This window comes from Nonomuraea monospora, from assembly GCF_039531895.1.
Taxonomy (GTDB): domain Bacteria; phylum Actinomycetota; class Actinomycetes; order Streptosporangiales; family Streptosporangiaceae; genus Nonomuraea; species Nonomuraea monospora.
Window position 1 is genome coordinate 64,764 of sequence record NZ_BAAAQX010000026.1, and the last position, 14,005, is coordinate 78,768.

Here is a 14,005-nt window from a genome sequence, read left to right on the forward strand (position 1 = left end):
CTGTCTGGCGCCGGGCAACTGCGCACGTCACGAGATGTGCGGGCGCGGGGCCGTGTTCATGATGAGGCGATGACAACGGTCGTCAACGTCTGGCTGGCGGAGCATCCGCTGCCGGGCTACCTGGATCCGATCAAGAAGATGGCCGCCGGCTTCGAGGCCGCCCATCCGGGCTACCGGATCGAGGTCACCGGGCACGGCTTCCGCGAGCTGCCCGCCGAGGTGGCCAGGGCCGCCGCGCAGGGCCGCGCCCCCGACCTCGCCGAGTACTACGCCACCGCCACCCGGCTGGCCCTGGACACGCGCGGGCCGTCGGGGGCGCCGCTGTTCGTCCCGATCGAGCGGGCCGTCGCGGGTCGCGGGGAGATCCTCGGCGAGCGGGTCGTGCTGGCCGATCTGGAGCCCGCGGTGCGCGGCTTCTACACGTACGCGGGTGAGCTGGCCGCCGCGCCGATGACCGCCACCACGGCGGTGCTGCTCGGCAACACCGCCCTGCTGGAGGCCGCGGGCGTCACCGCGATGCCGCGCACCTGGGGCGAGCTGGAGTCAGCGTGCGCCGCCATCACCACCGGCACCGTCACCGCTGCGCAGGGCGTGACCTGGGCCAACCACGGCTGGCTGATCCAGCAGGCGGTGGCCGGTCAGGGCGGGCTGCTGGCCGACCACGACAACGGCAGGTCGGGGCGGGCCGAGAAGGTCACGCTGGACTCCGCGGAACTGCTGGCCTACGCCACCTGGTGGCGGCGGCTGCACGAGCGGGGCCACTACCTCGACACCGGGACGCCGGAGGACTGGGGCGGCACGCTGCGGGCCTTCACCGAGCAGCGGACGGCCTTCACCATCGCCTCCTCCGTCGTCGTCGGGATGATCGCGCGCGCCTGCTCGGAGGCGGGCTTCGAGGTGGTGGCCGGCCCGCTGCCGTACAACGAGGCCGCGCCGCGCGCCGGGCACCTGGTCTCGGGCCAGGCGTTCTGGCTCGCCGGCGGGCTGCCCCGCGAGCGGGCGGACGGCGCGCTGGCGTTCCTGCAGTACCTGCTCGACGCGGAGAACGTGGCCGAGTGGCACCGCGGCACCGGGTTCCTGCCGGTCACCGGCGCCTCGGTCGAGCTGCTGGAGCGGGAGGGCTGGTACGACAGGCACCCGATCCACCGGGCCGCCACCGACCAGGTCCGCGCGGCCGACGGCTCGCCGGCCGCGCTCGGCGCGATCCTGGGCGACTTCGCCGGGATCCAGGACCTCATGACCGGCGCCATGACCGGCGTCCTGGGGGGCGCCGACCCGGGCACGCGGCTGGCCGAGGCGACAGCCGAGGCGCAGCGCCTGCTCGACGCCTACAACGACGACTGCGCCCGTGGCCGCACGCCGCGGCGGCTGGCCGTCAAGTGAGCAATACGGAAGATGACCGCTCCGGGGTGGAGTTGCCACGCTCGGAGCTGGCGATAGGAGTTCAGCCATGTTGAGCCGACGGCGCTTACTCGTTCTCGGCGGGCTGACGGGAGGCGCGGCGCTGGCCCCGTTCGTCCAGTCGGAGCTGTCCCCGTCCGGGGACGCGCGGCACGTCCACGTCCACGACCACGCGGGGCGGGTCCCCGCGGTCAGGTCGGGCCCCGCCGTCACCCCCTTCTCCGTCAGGATGCCGGTGCCCGCCACCCGCATCCCTTCGGTGCAGACCGCCGACACCGACATCTACCGGCTGTCCGTGCAGCAGGCGACGGCGCAGATCCTGCCGGGGCTGAACACCCCCGTGCTGACCTACGGCGGCTCCTTCTGCGGCCCGACCATCCGGGCGCGGCGCAACCGCAAGACGCTGATCACCTTCGACAACAAGCTCGGCCACGACACCAACGTGCACCTGCACGGTGGGCGCGTGGCCGCCGCGCACGACGGCTACCCGACCGAGGTGATCGCGCCGGGCTCCGGCCGGGCCTACCTCTACCCGAACGCCCAGCCGGGCGCGACGCTGTGGTACCACGACCACGCGCACCACCTGGAGGCCGAGAACGTCTACCGCGGCCTGCACGGGTTCTACCTGATCGACGACGAGGCGGAGCGGAGGCTGGGCCTGCCGTCGGGCGGCTACGACGTGCCGATCATGCTGCGTGACGCGCTGCTGGACGACGCGGGCAACCTGGTCTTCGACCCCGCCGACCCGTACAACCGCCCCACGCTGCTGGCCAACGGCAAGCCGCAGCCGTACTTCGAGGTCGCGGCGCGCAAGTACCGCCTGCGGCTGCTCAACGGCTCCACCCACCGGGTCTTCGAGCTGACGCTCGACGGCGCGAAGATGACGCAGATCGCCACCGACGCCGGCCTGCTGCCCGCGCCGGTCGCGGTGGACCGGCTGGTGCTGTCGTCGGGCGAGCGCGCCGACATCGTGGTCGACTTCGCCAAGGCGCCGCTGGGCGGCCACGTCACGCTCAACGACGTGGCCGGCGCCGTGCTGCGCTTCGACGTCGTACGGCCGGCCGTGGACCGCAGCCGGGTGCCCGCCCTGCTGCGCCCCCAGGCGCCGACGCCGACGGCGGTGCGGGACCGCAAGCTGCTGCTCAGCCTGGACCCGGTCAACATCAGGGCGCTGATCAACGACCAGGTGTTCGATCCGGCCCGGGTGGACATGCAGGTCAAGCGGGGCACCACGGAGATCTGGGAGATCACCAACACCGACACGAACGTCGGCGGCTCAGGGTTCGGCGTGCCGCACAACTTCCACACCCACCTGTCGCACTTCCTGCTCCTCGACCGGGACGGCAAGCCGCCGCTGCCGGGCGAGGGCGGCTGGAAGGACACCGTACTCATCCAGCCGGGCGAGACCGTTCGCCTACAGGTCGACATCGGCCCTCACCTGGGCCGATACGTCTATCACTGTCACATGCTGGAGCACTCCGCCCTCGGAATGATGGGCCAGATGGAGATCGTCGATTAGTTCTCAAGGAGGACTGGATGAGCACCACAGAAAGCACCACCACGACCCGGAAGAAGACGGGCCGCGGCAAGAACATCGCCCTCTGGGTCGGCCAGGTGCTCCTGGCCTACCAGATCGGGCTCGGTGGCGTGCTGAAACTGATCGGCGATCCCACGATGGTCGGCATGTTCGAGGCCATCGGCGCCGGCCAGTGGTTCAGGTACGTGGTCGGCGTCATCGAGATCGCCGGCGCGATCGGCCTGCTGATCCCGCGCCTGACCGGCGTGGCCGCCCTCGGGCTCATCGGCCTGCTGGTGTGCGCCGCCGGCACGAACGCGTTCGTCCTCGGCGGCCCGCCGATCATCGAGGCCGTCCTGCTCGTCGTCGCCGGCCTGGTCGCCTGGGGCCGCTGGTCCAGCGTCAAGGCGTTCTTCGGCGCCAAGTGAGTCCGCGACGCCCGGTACGCGACCCGGCGTACCGGGCGTCGGCCTGTCCGACCGGAAAGCTCCTGGAGGAGACCATGACAGAGACCGTCACCGACAACCCGCAGAACCAGTTCCCCACCCCCGACCCTGCGCTCGGCACGCTCGAACCGCTCGTCGGCACGTGGCGGATGACCGGCAAGGACTTCGGCTCGGGCGACCCCCTGGGCGGCCGGCTGTCGTTCGAGTGGATGGAGGGCGGCTTCTTCCTCGTCCAGCACCACGAGATGGACCACGGGCACGGCACCATGAAGGGCGTGGAGTACATCGGCTACGAGGCCGAGACGTCCACGCTGCGCTCGCGGTACTTCGACAGCACGGGCAACGCCTTCACCTACGTGTGGAAGCTGCAGGACGGCGAGCTGAGCATCTGGTTCGGCGAGGAGGGCTCCCCCGCCGGTTTCACCGGCACGTTCAGCGCGGACGGCGCGACCATCTCCGGCCGCTGGGCGTGGCCGGGCGGCGGCTACGAGGCCACGATGACCAAGGTGAGCTGAGCACACGCGAAGAGGTGGCGGCGGGCCGAGGCCCGCCGCCACCTCTTCGCGTCTGTCAGGCGGGCACGCGGGTCCTCTCCTCCTCCCGCTCGGCCTGCCGCCGCCCGGAGGAGGCCACCAGGCGCTCGCGCAGCCGCATCGCGGGCAGCTCGACCAGGTAGTAGCTGATGGTGGCGATGACCACGGTGCCGACCAGCACGACCGTGAGCAGCTCCCAGAACCCGGCCTTGCCCATCACGGCCGGCATGGGCAGCGGCGCGGCGCCGAAGATGCTGCCGTTCTGCAGCCACAGGTACTGCAGCACGAAGTGCCACAGGTAGACGCCGTAGGAGATGCGCCCGAAGAAGCGCATCGGGCGGTTGGTGAGCACCCCGTCGATGAACGCGGACCGCACGTTCGGCACGACGACGGGCGCGATGATGAGCAGCGCGAAGACGAGGAACAGCACCATCTCCGCCAGCGCCTCCGGCACGGTGGCGTAGTCGGCCATGCCGGGCTTGCCGAACGGCCGGATGCAGTTGACCACGTAGATCACCAGCGCGCCGAGCCAGAACAGCAGCGGCCTGCGGGCGACCGCCCGGTAGAAGCGCGGCGTGGTGTTCGTGGCCTCCGCGTACGCGGCCAGGATCGCCAGCCCCATGCCGATGGCCAGGAAGCCGGTGAAGCCGATCACCCAGAAGTACTCGTACGGGAACGGCCCCATGAACTCCAGGTGGGTGTAGACGGTCCAGGCCAGCCCCACGAGCACGAACACGGCGAGTGGCACGATCAGGCGGCGGGCCTTGCCCGCGGGGGTGGCGGCCTTCCTGGCGTACCTGTCGAAGATCCACGCCAGGATCGGCAGCGCCAGGTAGAAGGTGACCTCGGCGGGGACGGTCCAGGTGGGTTCGAGGCCCGCGTAGCCCAATTCGGGGCCCGGCACGTAGTTGTGCATGAGCAGCAGCGGGCTGAGCACGTACCAGACGCCGTCCACGCTCTTGGCGTTGAGCAGCAGCAGCGCCGCGACGGCCACCAGCCAGTAGGCGGGCAGGATGCGCAGCATGCGCTTGATGAGGTAGCCCTTGATGGCCGGGCGGGGCGTGCCGACGATGGTCGCTCTGGCGAACGGCCGGTACAGCAGCAGTCCGGACATCACGAAGAAGGGCGGCAGCAACACGTTGAATCCCTGGACCAGGACGGCCCAGATGCTGTCGGCGGGTTTGTCGTAGAAGCCGATGACGCCGGCGGCGAAGGCGACGTGCACGATGATCACGCCGAGTGCCAGATATCCGCGCAAGCCGTCGAGCCGTGGCGCGCGTTTCCCGCTGCCACCGCCATTGCTGATGATTTCCGGTGATGTCATGGCATGCTTCCTCGCAGTCCGTTCGTTGGTGGGACCTGGCGCCATAGTCACGCCGCGCTCTTCACGAGCGCATCTCGTGGCGTGCTGGATTCGCCGCGATGGCAGGAAGCGGCCGATCCCGCGCAGGTAGCTGCTGCTCACCGGCATGGCGCGGGCTTTTCGTGAAGCGCACCGTTATGCACATGACGGAAAAAACTGATCTCACGTATTCCTCGTACCTGGCGCTCGACGAGATTCTCGGGGCGCAACGGCCGGTTTCCGACAGCCATGACGAGACGTTGTTCATCGTCGTTCACCAGGTTTACGAGCTGTGGTTCAAGCAGACGCTGCACGAAATGGCGGAGCTGCAACTGGAGCTGGCGGGCGGATTCACCGCGCACGCCATGCGGACCCTGCACCGGCTGCTGCGCATCATGAAACTGGCGGCGGCCCAGATGGACGTGCTGGAGACGATGACGCCCGCCCAGTTCTCCGCCTTCCGCGGCAAGCTCGGCACCAGCAGCGGCTTCCAGTCGGCGCAGTTCAGGGAGATCGAGGCGGTGCTCGGGCGGCGCGACGAGCGCATCCTGCTCGGCCAGCCCGAAGGAGACCCGGCCCGTGACAGGATCGCCGCCGCGATGGCCAAGCCGTCGCTGTACGACTCCCTGATCACCTACCTGTACCTGCGCGGCTACGAGGTGCCCAAGGACAAGCTGCACCGGGACGTGACCGAGCAGCTCGAACCCTCCGAGGACCTGCAGAGCCTGCTGCTGCGCGTCTACCAGGACGACACGGGCGCAGCGCAGCTCTGCGAGCGCATGGTGGACCTCGACGAGAGCATCCAGGAGTGGCGCTACCGGCACCTGAAGATGGTGGAGCGCACCATCGGCGCCAGGCCGGGCACCGCCGGCTCCAGCGGCGGCGGCTACCTCAGGGCCTCGCTGGCGCCCTGCTTCCCCGACCTGTGGGCGATCAGGAGCGCGATGTGATGGACCAGTCCGCGCGGCTCGCGCCCCATTACTCCCGCTTCCGCGTCTCCGAGCGGCTGCTGCTCACCGGCCACTCGCACCAGGCCTGGCCCGACGTGGCGCTGGCCGGGCAGATCGACGCCTTCCTGGACGCCGCCAGGGACGCCGACGACAAGTGGGCGGGCGCGTTCAAGACGGCCGACAGGGTCAGGGACGGGCTGCGCCGCTTCCTCGGCGACCCGCACGCGGAGCTGGCGCTCGGCGCCAGCACGCACGACCTGGTGCTGCGCTTCCTGTCCGCGCTCGACCTGCGGCGCCGCCCCCGGCTGGTCACCTCCGACGGGGAGTTCCACACGCTGCGCAGGCAGCTCGCCCGGCTGGCCGAGGAGGGCGTGGAGGTGACCGTGGTGCCCGCCCGGCCCGCGGGCACGCTCGCCGCCCGGCTGGCCGCCGCGCTCGACGGCGGCACCGCGGCGGTGCTGGTCTCCGCCGTGCTGTACGAGGACGCCCGCATCGTGCCGCACCTGGACGCGCTGGCCGCCGCCTGCCTGCGCCACGGCACGGAGCTGCTGGTGGACGCCTACCACGCGCTCGGGGTGGTGCCGTTCACGACGGCGGGGATCGAGCAGGCCTGGGTGGTCGGCGGCGGGTACAAGTACCTGCAGCTCGGCGAGGGCAACTGCTTCCTGCGCCTGCCCGACCACGCCGACCGGCTGCGGCCGGTGATCACCGGCTGGTTCTCCGAGTTCGCGGAGCTGGCCGGCGAGCGGCTGCCGGGCGGCACGGTCGGCTACCCCGTGGGCGCGCCGCGCTGGGCGGGCGCCACCTACGACCCGACCAGCCACTACCGCGCCGCCCGGGTCTTCGACTTCTTCGCCGAGCAGGGGCTGACGCCCGGCTTCCTGCGGGCGGTGTCGCTGCGGCAGGTCGGGCTGCTCGCCGCCCGCTTCGACGCCCTGGACGTGCCCCCGCACGTGGCCTGCCGCGACAGGTCGGGGCGGCCCGAGGACTTCGGCGGGTTCCTGGCGCTGCGGTCGCCCTACGCGGGGCGGCTGCGGGCCGCGCTGGCGGCGCGGGGGGTGCAGGCGGACAGCCGGGGGGACCGGCTGCGGCTCGGGCCCGCGCCGTACCTGTCGGACGAGCAGCTCGGACGGGCCGTGGAGCTGCTCGGGGAGGAGCTGCACGACCTGGTGCGCACGACCGGCAGGCGCCCGTGAGTGCCCGTCCACGGCCTTCCCGGCCCGCACGGCTTGTCCGTCCGCGGCCTTTCCGGCCCGCACGGCTTGTTCACGGGCGGAACAGGCTCGCGTCCATGAGCGTGACGCCGGGCGCCTTCCTGACCGGGAAGCCGATGTGGGCCAGCACGTCGCGCTCGACGTCCACGCCGGGTGCGACCTCGGTCAGCACCAGCCCGTCGGCGGTCACGTCGAAGACCGCGCGCTCGGTGACGACCAGCGCCGACTGCCCGGCCGCGACGCCCTCACGCAGCCGGTACGTCACGTGATCCACGCTGGGCACCAGCTTGGCCACCCGCCCCTCCTCCAGGATCCGCAGCCGACCGGCCGTGCACTCGGCCCTGAGCCCGCCGGTGGTCAGGGTGCCGGCGAAGACCAGGCGGGCGGCGCCGTGCGCGATGTCCACGAAGCCGCCCGCGCCGGGGTTGGCCGCGCCGAAGCGGCTGACGTTCACCCGGCCGAGCGCGTCGATCTGCGCGAACGCCAGCGCCGCGAACGGGCAGCCGCCGCCGTCGATGAAGTCGAACTGGGCGGGCCCGTCGAGCAGCGCGCGCGGCGCGTAGTTCGCGGAGAACTGCCAGCCGCTCATCACGATGCCGCCGAACGAGCCGTGCTCGGTGGTGAACAGGTGCTCGCGCAGCCCCTCGCCGTCCAGCGCGCCGTCCTCCGCCATGACCAGCACGGCGTCCGAGGAGGCGCCGAACCCGAAGATGGACGTCTCCCCCCTGCGCACCTCCCGCGCCACCCGGCGCGCGATGACCTTGTCAGGCCCGCCGGGCAGCCGGGGCACGCGCGCCACCGCATGCGGCACGTGCCCCAGGTAGCCGGGGTCGTCGCGCACGCCCGTCCCGGTGGGCGCGTCGGGGACCACCACCACCCGGTCGACCAGCGCGCCGGGCACGCGCACCTCGCGCGCCGGCCGCTCCTCCGGCGTCACCAGCCGCGACACCTGCGCGATCACGGTGCCGCCGCACGCCTTCACCGCCAGGGCGATCGCCAGCGCGCTCGACAGCAGCGGCTGGTCCTCGAACGACAGGTTGCCGTCCGCGTCCGCGCTGCCCGCGCGGATCAGGCCCACGTCCAGAGGCCAGGACGGGTACCACAGGTACTCCTGGCCGCCCAGCTCGACGAGCCGGACCAGGTCGTCGGTGGCCAGGCGGGTGAACTTGCCGCCGCCGTGCCGCGGATCGGCGTACGTGCCGAGGCCGACGCGCGTCAGGTAGCCGGGGCCGCGCCTGGCCACCTCGCGCAGCCAGTGCATGGTGGCGCCCATCGGCCAGGTGTAGGCCTCGACGAGGTCGTTCTGGATCAGCTCCGTCAGCGCGGGCCGCGCGCCCGTCTCCGGGTGGCGCGGGTTGATGAACGAGCCCGACACGATGCGGCGCATCAGGCCCTTCACCGCCACGTGGTCCATGCCGCGGATGCCGACGCCGTCGCCCGTGGCGCACGGGAAGTAGAACGTCAGGTCGCGGGGCGTGCCGCCGTTCTGGAAGCGCTCGCCGAGCGCGGCCAGCAGGGCGTCGGGCGTGAGCCAGCCGATCACGCCCGTGCTCGCGACGGCCTGGCCGTCGCCGATGAGCGCCACCGCCTGCGCCGCGTCGCACACCTTACCGATCATGGGGTGCCTCACACCGGTGAGTGGAATCGGGCCAGGCTCCGGCGGGCGGCCTCCGAGCCGCAGTCCGCGCCGAACATCCACGCGGTACGCGCGTCCAGGGTCTCCGCGCGTTCGCCGACGGCGTCGGCCAGCGCCCGCTTCGCCGAGGCCACCGCGTGCGCGGGCAGCCGCGCCAGCCCCCCGGCCACCTCCAGGGCGCGCTCCAGCGCCTCCCCCGGGACGGCCAGCTCGTCGGCGGCGCCCAGCGCGTACACCTCGCCGCCCGTGAGCGGCCGCTCGCCCCACACCAGGCGGCGGGCCGTCACCGGCCCCACCCTGGCGACCAGGCTCTGCACGCCCCACGGCGGCACCCAGCCGAGCTGGACCTCGGGCAGGTGCCAGCGGGCGTCCCCGGCCGTGACGACGATGTCGCAGCTCGTGGCCAGCAGGAAACCGCCGCCCATGGCGAAGCCCTCGACCGCGGCGATCACGGGGATGCCGAGGTGCTGGATCTGCCTGGCCAGCCGTCCCGTGGCGGCCTCGTGCCTGACCATGGCCTCCCTGCCTGCGCCGCCTCCGCTGCCCGCGCCGTTCAGGCGGGACAGCTCCTTGAGGTCGGAGCCCGCGCAGAACCCCGGCGGCGTGCCCGTCAGCACGGCCACGCGCACGCCGGGGTCGTCGTCCAGCTCGGCGAGCACGGCCCCGAGCGCCGCCACCAGCTCGCCGCCGAGCGCGTTGCGGACCCGCGGCCGGTCCAGCCGCAGGACGGCCACGCCGTCGCCGCGCTCCCGCAGCAGGCTCATCTGCCCGCGAGCTCGGGGACCGGCCGCTCAGCCGGCCACTCAGCCGACTGCTCCGCCGGCCACGCCGCCGACTGCTCCGCCGACAGCTCAGCCGACCGCTCCGTGACCGGCCGCGTGGGGGCCGGGCGGTCGGGGGCCAGCCACGCCACGTCCACGACGCCCGGACGCTCGTGCGCCCACGACGCCACCGACCGCCAGCCGTGCGCGGTCATGTGCGCGGCGATGCTGTCCAGCGTCGAACCGCCGTTGTAGCGGGCCGACACGCTGCCCTCGATCACGGCCAGCCGCAGCCTGCTCAGGTCGGTGCCCGCCAGCACGTCCAGCTCGGCGCCCTGGGCGTCCACCACCAGCACGTTGCAGCCGTGCTGCACCTCGCTGACGGGGATGACCGGCACGCTCACCTGCCGCACCACGGCCATCGGCTGCAACGGCTCCAGCATGCTGGACTGCTTGTCATAGGGCGTGATGTTCAACGTCGCCCGGCCGCGCGCGCGGCCCGCCGCCGCGGCCACCACCACGCGCGGCAGGTGCCCGTCGGCCGGCTCGGGCAGCCCGGCGGCCAGATGGTGCACGCGCAACTGCTCACGCAACGCCGACAGATGGTCGAGGTTCGGCTCCATCATCACCAGGCGGCGGAACTTGCACGCCGTGAACGCCGACACCTCCTGCCCACGGTGCGCACCCACCTGCACCACACCCTGCGCCGGCACGCCCACCTGCCCGAGCAGGCCCGGCAGGTGGTCCTCCCACCGGGCGGTCACCTGATCCCGCACGATTACCTGGTTGCGCATCTGCTCGTCTCCTCCCGGTGGATGGCTCAGGCCAGTGTCATCGTCGATCACGCCCCGAGCCCGCCGCATCTCGCGTATTGCGCGGTACGGGCAGCACTCCGCGAGATGCGGCGGGGCCGCCCACCCGCGCACGATGGAGGAACTTCGACTTAAGTGGAGGAGCCATGCGGCGACCCCATGACCGCGACCTGATCACCTACCTCGACCGGCTTGGGCTCGGCGACCCCGGCGAGCCGTCGCTCGACGCGCTGCGCGCGCTGCATCGCGCGCACGTCGAGCGGGTGCCGTACGAGACGCTGGAGGTCCAGCTCGGCCGCCGGACCACCCTGGACCCGCGCGAGTCGATCGACCGGATCCTGCGCGGGCGCGGCGGCTACTGCGTCCAGCTCAACAGCGCGTTCGCCACGCTGCTGACGGCGCTCGGGTACGAGGTGAGCTGGCACCGCGCCGGCGTCCAGGCCGGCCCGCGGGCACCGGCTAGCGGCGTCTCCTTCGCGCCCCACCTGGCGCTCACCGTCACGCTGGACGGGCTGCCGTGGCTGGTCGACATCGGGCTCGGCGACGGGCTGCTGGAGCCGCTGCCGTTGCGTGCGGGCAGCTACCGGCAGGGGCCGTTCGAGTTCCGCCTGTCGGCGTCGGACGTGCAGCCCGGCGGGTGGCGCTTCGACCACGACCCCCGCGGGTCGATCGCCGGGCTCGACATGGAGAGCGAGCCCGCCATGGCGGTGGACTTCGTGCAGTGGCATCCGTACCTGTGCACCTCGCCCGAGTCGCGGCTGGTGCGGGCGGCCGTCGTGCTGCGGCGCGACGCGAGCGGGGCGGACGCGCTGGTGGGGTGCATGTTGCGGCGGATCAGCGGCGGCGGGGTCGATGAGGTCGAGCTGGCCACGCGGGGAGACTGGTACGACGCGCTCAGCTCGGTGTTCGGGCTGCATCTGGGGGACGTGAACACCAAGGATCGGGCCGAGCTGTGGGGGAAGGTGCGGGGGGCGCACGAGGCGTGGCAGCGGCGCAAGGCGGCCGTGGCGGTGGCCTGAGGCTTCAAGCGAGAGGGCTGCGGCTTCGGCCGCAGCCCTCTCGCGTCTCAGGACAGCACCCTGATGCGGCCCTCTTACGTCTCAGGACACCCTGATCAGGAAGCGGCGCAGCCCGCGTCCGACCCAGCGGTCCCGGTGGTCGGGCGGCTCGGCGGCGGCCAGCGCGGGGAACCTGCGCAGCAGCAGCGGCAGCGCGATCCGCGCCTCCATGCGCGACAGCGGCGCGCCCAGGCAGAAGTGCGCCCCGGCGCCGAAGCTGAGCGGCTGGATGTCGCCCCGGTCGGGGTCGAACCGGGTGGGGCCGGGGAAGCGGCGCGGGTCCCGGTTCCCCGCCCCCAGCATGAGCACCACCTTGGTGCCGCCCTCCAGCGGCGTGCCCAGCAGCTCCATGCCCGTCTCCGCCCACCGGCTGGTCGCCTGGACGGGCGTCTCGAAGCGCAGGACCTCCTCGACGTACGCGGTGGCCCGCTCCGGATCGTCGCGCAGCCGCGCGGCCTGCACCGGGTGCTCGAAGGCCAGCCTGAGCCCGTGGCCGAGCAGGAAGCTGGTGGTCTCGAAGCCGGCGGTGAGCAGCAGCATCAGGTTGCCGACCAGCTCGTCGTGGCCGAGCCCGGCGCCGCCGTCGTCGTGCGCGCGCACCAGCGCGGTCAGCATGTCGTCGGCGGGGTGGCGGCGGCGGTGCTCGATGAGGTCGCCGAAGTAGCCGGCCAGCTCGTCCATCGCCTGGTCGGCGGCGCCGAGCCGGGAGATGTTGGTGATCCCTTCGAGGGCGATCGTCAGGTCGGAGGCCATCGCGCGGAACCACTGCTGGTCCTCTTCCGCGACGCCGATCAGCGCGCTGATGACCGCGATCGGCAGCCTGGACGCGAACTCGGCGATGTAGTCCACGGGGGCGCCGCCCGCGCCGAGGCCCTCCAGCCTGTCGAGGAGCCGGTGCACCATCCGTTCGACCGACTCGCGCATGGCCGCCACGCGCGCGGGCGTGAAGCCGCTGCTGACCAGGCGGCGCATGCGGGCGTGGTCGGGCGGGTTGCGGTAGAGCATGGAGTCGGTGTAGCCGCGCAGCGACGAGTGGTTGCGCCAGCGCGGGTAGATGACGTCGTAGCTGGCCGCGTCCTGGACGCGGAGCCGGTTGTCGCGCAGCGCCCGGGAGATCTCGGCGTAGCCGACGACGACCGTGAGGCCCGGCCGCACCGGGATCACGGGGCCGTGGGCGCGCAGCGCCTCGTACAGCGGGTACGGGTCGCGGCGGCCGGCGGGCGACACCAGCGCCGCCACCGCCTCCCCTGGCGCCATCCCGATCACACCGGTGGCGCTCATGCGCGGGCCACCAGACGGACGATCCTCAGGTTGTCGGCGGGATGCACGGACGCGACCTCCAGCCCCACATCGGCGGCCAGCGGACGCAGATCGCCGATCCCCCGCTCCCTGCCCCCGTAGTACACGAGCATCCGCAGGTCCATCCCCGTACGCGGCGACTCGCCGTCCGCGCCGAAGTCCTCGATGACGAACACCGACCCTCCCGGCCGCACGGCCTGCGCGCAGCGGCCCAGGATGACGCGGGCGTCGTCGTCGCTCCAGTCGTGCAGGATCCACGACAGCAGGTACCCGTCGGCCCCGGCGGGCAGCGGGTCGAAGAAGCTGCCGCCCACGGCGCGCCCGCGCTCCGACAGCCCGGCCGACTCCAGCGCCGCCTGCGCGGTGCGCGCGGTGTCCGGCTGGTCGAGCACGGTGCCGTGGAGGGTGGGGAAGGCGGTGAGCAGCGCGACGAGCAGCGAGCCGTTGCCGCCGCCGACGTCCACGAGGTGGCCGAGCGTGCCCCAGTCGTACCCGGCGACGATGGCCGGCGCCCTGGCGGGCATCTCGGCCGCCATGCGGGCGTCGAAGGCGGCGGCGCGGGCCGGGTCGGCGGCCAGGTCGTCCCAGAAGGAGCGGCCGAACTGCAGGGGGAAGGCCGCCTCGCCCGTGCGCACGCTGTGCAGGAGGTGCGCGAACGACAGCTCGGCCCGCCCCTCCCAGCCTTCGAGGTCGAGCATGGCGCGCATGCCGGCCGGATGGTCGTCGCGCAGCTCCTCGCCCAGCGGGGTCAGCGTGTACGCCCCTGAGGGGTCCCTGCCGAACACGCCCCTGGCGGCCAGGTAGCGCAGGAGCCGTTCGAGCGCGCCCGGGTCGGCGCCCACCGCGCTCGCCAGCTCCTCGCCGGTGCCCGGCCCCTTGGCCAGCCGGTCGGCGATCCGCAGCGTCGCGGCCACCCGCAGGGCCATTGGTGTTCCCAGATGGGCCAGCGCCCACAGCCGTTGCTCGCTCACGCGGCCATCGTCACACCGGCCCGCGCGGCCCGGCACCTCCCAGAGTGCCGCAACAGCGCACGACGC

The 14,005-nt window shown here is 72.9% G+C and carries 13 protein-coding genes; 7 read left to right on the plus strand and 6 right to left on the minus strand.

Annotated elements, in window-relative coordinates:
- Positions 1-69 precede the first annotated feature (69 nt).
- From ABD331_RS38880 to ABD331_RS38895, 4 genes are all read left to right on the plus strand, one after another.
- Positions 70-1,383, plus strand: coding sequence for an extracellular solute-binding protein (locus ABD331_RS38880; RefSeq protein WP_344486789.1), 1,314 nt, complete (start codon positions 70-72; stop codon positions 1,381-1,383).
- Between the two features lie 67 nt (positions 1,384-1,450).
- On the plus strand, positions 1,451-2,920 hold the full coding sequence (locus ABD331_RS38885) for a multicopper oxidase family protein (protein ID WP_344486792.1): 1,470 nt from the start codon (positions 1,451-1,453) through the stop codon (positions 2,918-2,920).
- 17 nt (positions 2,921-2,937) lie between these two features.
- Positions 2,938-3,345, plus strand: coding sequence for a DoxX family protein (locus tag ABD331_RS38890; protein ID WP_344486795.1), 408 nt, complete (start codon positions 2,938-2,940; stop codon positions 3,343-3,345).
- Positions 3,346-3,419: 74 nt separating this feature from the next.
- Positions 3,420-3,878, plus strand: a complete 459-nt coding sequence (locus ABD331_RS38895) for a DUF1579 family protein (protein WP_344486799.1) — start codon at positions 3,420-3,422, stop codon at positions 3,876-3,878.
- Between the two features lie 55 nt (positions 3,879-3,933).
- Here the strand turns inward: ABD331_RS38895 and ABD331_RS38900 are convergent, their stop codons facing one another.
- On the minus strand, positions 3,934-5,220 hold the full coding sequence (locus tag ABD331_RS38900) for an acyltransferase family protein (protein ID WP_344486802.1): 1,287 nt from the start codon (positions 5,218-5,220) through the stop codon (positions 3,934-3,936).
- A 182-nt stretch (positions 5,221-5,402) separates the two neighbouring features.
- Here ABD331_RS38900 and ABD331_RS38905 point away from each other — a divergent pair, with 182 nt between their 5' ends.
- Both ABD331_RS38905 and ABD331_RS38910 read left to right on the plus strand, forming a co-directional pair.
- Entirely contained in the window at positions 5,403-6,188 is a 786-nt protein-coding gene (locus ABD331_RS38905) for a tryptophan 2,3-dioxygenase (protein WP_344486805.1), read from the plus strand.
- Complete coding sequence (locus tag ABD331_RS38910; RefSeq protein WP_344486808.1) at positions 6,188-7,384, plus strand: kynureninase; 1,197 nt, start codon at positions 6,188-6,190, stop codon at positions 7,382-7,384. The genes ABD331_RS38905 and ABD331_RS38910 overlap by 1 nt, the downstream gene beginning before the upstream one ends.
- 70 nt (positions 7,385-7,454) lie before the next feature.
- Here ABD331_RS38910 and ABD331_RS38915 read toward each other — a convergent pair whose 3' ends face one another.
- From ABD331_RS38915 to ABD331_RS38925, 3 genes are read right to left on the minus strand one after another with little or no spacing between them, the layout of a single operon-like run.
- The gene (locus tag ABD331_RS38915) at positions 7,455-9,020 is read right to left on the minus strand and encodes a CoA-transferase (protein WP_344486811.1); all 1,566 of its coding nucleotides are present in this window, start codon (positions 9,018-9,020) and stop codon (positions 7,455-7,457) included.
- Between the two features lie 8 nt (positions 9,021-9,028).
- Positions 9,029-9,802 carry an enoyl-CoA hydratase/isomerase family protein gene (locus tag ABD331_RS38920; RefSeq protein WP_344486814.1) on the minus strand — a complete coding sequence of 258 codons (774 nt, stop codon included), beginning with the start codon at positions 9,800-9,802 and terminating at the stop codon, positions 9,029-9,031.
- Positions 9,799-10,593: an FkbM family methyltransferase gene (locus ABD331_RS38925; protein WP_344486817.1), complete on the minus strand. Its 795-nt coding sequence runs from the start codon at positions 10,591-10,593 to the stop codon at positions 9,799-9,801. Before ABD331_RS38925 ends, ABD331_RS38920 begins: the two co-directional genes overlap by 4 nt.
- A 164-nt stretch (positions 10,594-10,757) precedes the next feature.
- Here ABD331_RS38925 and ABD331_RS38930 point away from each other — a divergent pair, with 164 nt between their 5' ends.
- The gene (locus tag ABD331_RS38930) at positions 10,758-11,630 is read left to right on the plus strand and encodes an arylamine N-acetyltransferase family protein (RefSeq protein WP_344486820.1); all 873 of its coding nucleotides are present in this window, start codon (positions 10,758-10,760) and stop codon (positions 11,628-11,630) included.
- Positions 11,631-11,711: 81 nt separating this feature from the next.
- Here ABD331_RS38930 and ABD331_RS38935 read toward each other — a convergent pair whose 3' ends face one another.
- Both ABD331_RS38935 and ABD331_RS38940 read right to left on the minus strand, forming a co-directional pair.
- Complete coding sequence (locus ABD331_RS38935) at positions 11,712-12,950, minus strand: cytochrome P450 (RefSeq protein ID WP_344486822.1); 1,239 nt, start codon at positions 12,948-12,950, stop codon at positions 11,712-11,714.
- Complete coding sequence (locus ABD331_RS38940) at positions 12,947-13,939, minus strand: methyltransferase (RefSeq protein WP_344486825.1); 993 nt, start codon at positions 13,937-13,939, stop codon at positions 12,947-12,949. The genes ABD331_RS38935 and ABD331_RS38940 overlap by 4 nt, the downstream gene beginning before the upstream one ends.
- Positions 13,940-14,005: the final 66 nt, after the last annotated feature.